The organism is Pontibacter sp. HJ8 (genome assembly GCF_054824225.1).
Genome location: NZ_JSYF01000302.1, coordinates 1 through 4,725, shown reverse-complemented (window position 1 = coordinate 4,725; position 4,725 = coordinate 1). Strand labels below are relative to the sequence as shown.

4 protein-coding genes and 1 pseudogene are annotated in these 4,725 nt (G+C 51.3%); 2 read left to right on the top strand and 3 right to left on the bottom strand.

The window, feature by feature from the left end; translation table 11 throughout:
• The coding region (locus tag OB13_RS13650) for an OmpA/MotB family protein (RefSeq protein WP_461490722.1) at nucleotides 1-555 on the top strand (555 nt) is incomplete at its 5' end.
• A gap of 190 nt (nucleotides 556-745) precedes the next feature.
• On the opposite strand, the gene OB13_RS13645 is transcribed toward OB13_RS13650, so the two are convergent.
• Entirely contained in the window at nucleotides 746-1,294 is a 549-nt protein-coding gene (locus tag OB13_RS13645; RefSeq protein ID WP_461490721.1) for a DUF2062 domain-containing protein, read from the bottom strand.
• A gap of 485 nt (nucleotides 1,295-1,779) precedes the next feature.
• On the opposite strand from OB13_RS13645, the pseudogene OB13_RS13640 reads away from it, so the two are divergent.
• Nucleotides 1,780-2,551 (top strand): annotated as a pseudogene (locus OB13_RS13640) (SDR family NAD(P)-dependent oxidoreductase).
• A gap of 152 nt (nucleotides 2,552-2,703) precedes the next feature.
• Here the strand turns inward: OB13_RS13640 and OB13_RS13635 are convergent.
• Together OB13_RS13635 and OB13_RS13630 are read right to left on the bottom strand one after the other, a co-directional pair.
• Entirely contained in the window at nucleotides 2,704-3,702 is a 999-nt protein-coding gene (locus OB13_RS13635; protein ID WP_461490720.1) for a multidrug resistance efflux transporter family protein, read from the bottom strand.
• A 38-nt stretch (nucleotides 3,703-3,740) separates the two neighbouring features.
• Nucleotides 3,741-4,628, bottom strand: a complete 888-nt coding sequence (locus OB13_RS13630) for an AraC family transcriptional regulator (RefSeq protein ID WP_461490719.1) — start codon at nucleotides 4,626-4,628, stop codon at nucleotides 3,741-3,743.
• Between the last annotated feature and the right edge of the window lie 97 nt (nucleotides 4,629-4,725).

Sequence of the window (4,725 nt, the reverse complement as noted above, 5' to 3'; positions counted from 1 at the left end):
CTCAATTCGGATCTGAAGGCACGCGAGCAGCGCCTGGCAGAACTGCAGCGTATCCTCGATGAGAAAGACAAAGCAGTGAATGCGCTTCGCTCCAAAGTGAGCAATGCCCTGCTTGGCTTCAACGACAAAGATCTGACTGTGAACATCCGCAATGGCAAGGTATACGTGTCGCTGGCAGAGCAGCTGCTCTTCAACTCCGGCTCTACCAAAGTAGATCCGAAGGGTGTAGAAGCGCTGAAGAAGCTGGCTACTGTACTCAAAGAGCAGCAGGACGTGAACGTGGTAGTAGAAGGACACACGGATGATGTGCCGATCGCCAAAGGCACCGTAGGGATGCAGGACAACTGGGATCTGAGTGTGCTGCGCGCCACAGAGATCACCCGTATTCTGACACAATCAGGCGTGCAGCCGGACCGGGTGACGCCATCCGGCAGAAGCTTATACGTGCCGCTGGACAATGCCAAAACAAAAGAAGCGCGCCAGAAGAACCGCCGCACCGAGATCATTCTGACCCCTAAACTGGACGAGTTGTTCCAGATACTGGAGAATGCCTGATCCTCTTAAATAAAACAAAAACGCCAGCCTCATCCGAAGCTGGCGTTTTTGTTTTATACCTAATTAAATAGATAACTACTTATCTTTTTAAGGCGAGCAAGCTCACAGGTTTTGATTTTGGATTTCAACTGTTTAATCGCGAACAGCAGCTCCCCTCTGACATATATTTTTAGTCTCTATACCTTTACTGCTATACCTCCAGTTCTGAAACTTGTGCTATTGGCACTTCTTCGACAGGTATAGGTTTAGGTATAGCTACACCTACAGGTTTCGGCAATAGGCGGTGCAGCAGCGGAAGCAGCAGGTAGTAGAGCAGTAAGCCGATCGGCAGCGCCATGATCGCCCAGGCAGACACAGCAGCCAGATTGGCCAGCCACAGCTTGTTGAGCGCCTCCAGCCAGTCCGCCCGGAACATAGCCAGCATCTCATCCAGAGACATTTTCAGCTCAGCCATCCCGAACATAAAGATTCCGGCTTTCACGAAGGGGATAATCAGCAGCAACTGCAGCGGGTGCACCAGGTAACTAACCAGTACCGTCGCAGCAATATTCAACCGAAACCGGGCAGCCAGTGCCGTCACCATCACGGTCGTAACTCCAAACATCGGAACCACCCCCAGTGTTGTGCCGACAGCCAGGGTCGAAGCCAGCTTTTGCGGCGTCATCCCCTGCTTCAGCAGGTTCATAACAGGCTGCGCGATCCTGCGCCTGAAAAAATGGGTGATGACGTTAGCTGACACTGAAGGATTGATTATAAGATGAAATAAGTAGATGGAGAAATAAAGAGAGCCTCTCTGTTAGGAAGACGCCTGAAAAAGCAAAACAGTTGCACCGGCAACCACATAAATTATGCCAGTATATTAGTTTCTTTTAATACTGGAGTACAGGTATAGTAACCTCCTGCTGCGGCTTTTGTTTCAGCTGAGTTTGCGGTTCATAGAACGGAACAGTGTTTATTTCTATCCGACTTTTGGATCAGGTTTGCCCCTAGTACAATTATCGGCCATTTCAGACTTTATAAAGGCACAATTACTCAAGTTAATTCAATATTAAATAAATTTAATTATGTTTGTGCTTATATAAATCAACTTACCGTATTTACTGGTGCCCCTGCATTTCATCGGGCTCTGCTATACCTATGGCCTTGGCCACAGGTATAGCAGACTCAACCTGATCGCAAATCTGAAAGAAAGAAGCAAAGTCACCTATTAACCCTGCAGCTGCTATGATTACGTATGATTTCTCAAATAAAATAGCTCTTGTTACCGGAGGCAGTTCCGGATTAGGCCTTGCCACTACAAAAGCCTTTGCCGAACGTGGTGCAACAGTGGTGATCGCCTCACGCGACGCTTTCAAAGCCCAACAGGCAGTGGATTCTATTAAGGGCAATGTAGTGTATATGCAGACGGACCTGGAGCAGATGGCGGAGGTATACCAGCTGTTTGAGCAGATCGAGTCCCGCTTTGGCCGACTGGATATCGCCATCAACAATGCTTCAGGAGAATCCGGTATTGGCAAACCTCTCCCGGCGTTTACGGAAGATGAATTTGACAGCACGATCAATCTCAACCTCAAAAGTGTGTGGTTGTGCATGAAGAAGGAAATTGAGCTGATGCAGAAAAATCCGGATGCCGGAGGTCATATTGTGAATGTATCTTCTGTAAATGGCCTGGGCGGTGTAGAGTATGGGTCCCTGTACGCCGCTGGCAAAGTCAGCTGCTCTGGAGCTTGTCCATACTTCTATTTCAGTGGATGTGATTGTGCCGGGAGCCTTCGATACGCCATTGCTCCGAAAAGCGATGGAGTCACAGACAGGCGGTGACCCTGAAAAACTTCCATTGATCCGGCAGCAGTACGAGCAGAGGATCCCGAAAGGCCGCATAGGCTATCCGGAGGAATTTGCCGAAACCATCCTTTGGATATGCTCCGGCAAAAGTCCCTACATGAGCTGCCATACCTTCATTATGGATGGTGGCATGAGCAGCCGGATGCGCTAGGTTTTGTAAGCCAGCGAAAGGATAAGCTTTGGTATTACGTTGACTTAAAGCGTCGGCTGAAAACTGCCTTCGGATCCGCATATAGGTAGCGGCCCTACTCTCAGGTATAGCCGTGCGCTTTTTTCCTGCCTTACAGGCGCACAGCAGCCGGACTACCTGATCCCCTTCCGAAGCAGAGCCAGCTTTTTCCGTTTCCGGTAGGGGCGCCAGGCGATCTGGCGCGCCGGCATGCTGTACAGCACAAGACCACCCATGATCAGGAACATACCGGTGTTGCCCAACCAGTTGGGCCAGGCTATACCTAAGAGCAGCACCTCCCCGATCACCGTCATCAGGATCTCGACCGACTGGGTCGCTTCTACGGCTGCCAGACCAGCACCATCGGCACGCGCAATGTGCATGGCCTTAAAGAAAAGAATACAACCGATAACGCCCGAACTCACCGCAATCACCAGCACAGACACCAGTTGCTGTTGCCCCGGCAGCCCAACTTGAAAATAACCATAGCCCATCAGCAGAAACTGAACCGGTATACTACCAATGGCCGTGCCGGCTACCCGCTGCATGGCGCTCAGTTGATATCCCTGTTCCTCCACATGCAGCATGAGCTTGCGGTTTGCCAGTGGCCAGAGAAAAGCAGCCAGCAGCACCAGAACCACGCATATCAGCAGCTGATTCCCAGAGTAAGCACCATCCTTCTGGCTCCACTGCATCAGAGCTATACCTACCAGGATCAGGAGCGACAGCAACAAAGCCCGCACAGGAATTCTGGCCCGCTCGTCTGCGTAAATGAAAGGCGCCAGGAGTATGCCGGCCACAATGGTGAACTGGAAAACGCCTGCCACCAGCCAGCCTGGTCCGAAGGAGGCGGCATAGGTCAGAAAAAAGTAGGTCACGCCAAAAGCAATGCCACCCCAGAGCACCCATGCCCTCAGCTGCTGACGCATCACCCGGAGAAGGGGCGTCAGCTGCCCTTTGAACTGCAACATAACAGCAAGCATCAGGACCAGCAGGAAGGAACGCAAACCTGCCGTCCAGGCCCAATGGCCCCCGTTGGAAGCCAGAAAGCTGTTCATAATATAAGTAGAGCTGAAAAACACGCTGGCCAGCGAGCCAATCGCGATTGCTTTTAAATTATCCTTTTTCTGCATAGCTGCCTTATTTTGACAAAGGTACAGTGGTCAAGCCCCTAGGCCACAGGACGTTCATCTCTATGCATGGTACTTTCGGAACCACTTTGACGTAATTGTAAGGGAGTCATGCCTGTCATCCGTTTGAAAAAGCGCACAAAATAAGAGTCATCCTCAAAGCCCAAGGTATAGCCGATCTCCTTAACAGACAGGCTTGTGAAGTAGAGCAGGCGCTTGCTTTCGATCAGTATCCGCTCGTGTTGCAGGTCGGACACGGTTGTCTGGAGGTACTGCCGGCAAAGGCTGTTCAGGTGCTTGGGTGTGATGTTGAGTGCATCTGCATAAAAGCCGATGCTCGGATGCTCCCGGTAATGGGTCTCGATGAGACTGCTCAACCGGAAAAGACGCTCACTGTGCCGGGCAGGCGTTAGCTTGCTGATCTGAAGATGGCTTTCGCGGAGCAGGTACTGCAGCAGAATGTAGAGGTAGCGCGAAAGTATGGCGCCACCGGGGTTGGCTTCCTGCAGTTCCTCCTGCATGAGCCGGACCAACTGCAGAAAGGTATGCTTCAGTTTCCCAGGCAGATCCAGGTAGGGGTGCTGGTAGACCGAACTGAAAATCACAAAGACATCCTGCGCACCTATACCGGTGGTTTGCAGAAACGCCTCCGAAAAGGAGATCAGTATACCTCTCTCCTGCTTTGCCTCCCGCTGATGTGCCTGGCCCGGCCGCAGCATAAATAACCTGTCGGCAACAAGCGGATAGCGACGGAAATCGATGAGGTTGTCTCCCCCTTTGGTATCCTCCACAAACATCAGCATGTACGCGTCGTGCCGATGAGGTACTTGCGAGAGTTCACTCGAATACGCTTCCAGTGGCTCGATGTTGAGGGGTTGCTGGCGGAGCAGGTCCTGGGTAGGCAGTAGTTTTTCAGTGGGTGACTTCATCGGCATGTGCTAAGATGACCCTAAGATAAAGCAAAATCCAGAGCGAATGGAAATTGTATCGAGGCTGTACCTATACCTATACCTATACCTATACCTA

Bases quoted from the DNA above. Each gene is read 5' to 3' on its own strand.
- OB13_RS13635 (WP_461490720.1), bottom strand. From the start codon at position 3,702: ATGCAGAAAAAGGATAATTTAAAAGCAATCGCGATTGGCTCGCTGGCC.
- OB13_RS13630 (WP_461490719.1), bottom strand. From the start codon at position 4,628: ATGAAGTCACCCACTGAAAAACTACTGCCTACCCAGGACCTGCTCCGC.